The organism is Bacteroides sp. ET336, assembly GCF_024733815.1.
In the GTDB taxonomy this organism is placed as follows: Bacteria; Bacteroidota; Bacteroidia; order Bacteroidales; family Bacteroidaceae; genus Phocaeicola; species Phocaeicola cellulolyticus.
Window position 1 is genome coordinate 1 of record NZ_JANRHK010000060.1, and the last position, 553, is coordinate 553.

1 protein-coding gene is annotated in these 553 nt (G+C 43.8%); it reads right to left on the bottom strand.

The features are described 5' to 3' along the window. Positions 1 to 500 (bottom strand): AAA family ATPase (locus NW213_RS16820; protein WP_258323481.1); only part of this gene is annotated, 500 nt, incomplete at its 3' end. Positions 501 to 553: the final 53 nt, after the last annotated feature.

Consider the following 553-nt stretch of genomic DNA (forward strand, 5'->3'; position numbering starts at 1 on the left):
TTCCTGTACTCATCCTGCAGCTCCTCATTATCTATGGCCTGCAGCATCGGTTTGTCATATTCATCTACCAGGATTACAGTGTTCCTTCCAGTCTTTTCCGCCGCTCTTCGTATTACCCCCTCAAATCTTGTCGCAAGCGAATACTCATCCGGATTCTTGCCATAAAGAGCCTCGCACTGTTTCAGAAACAGGTCAAGCTTGTTCTCCAGATCCTTCGGAGTGGCATACCTTTCAGTATTCAGGTCCAGATGCAGCACAGGATATTCCGTCCATTCCTTCTCCAGTTCCGCAATCTTCAGCCCCTCGAACATCTCCCTTTTTCCACTGAAATAAGTCTCCAGCGTAGAGATAAGAAGACTCTTTCCGAACCTGCGCGGACGGCTTAGGAAATAATACTTACCATTATCCACCAGATCAAACATCATGTCCGTCTTGTCGATATAAAGATAACCGCCTTCGCGTATCTCTTCAAAATTCTGTATTCCTATAGGGTATTTCATGTAATTCAATTAAAAATTAATAATTAATAACCAACGGTCAGCGAAGCTAAAAC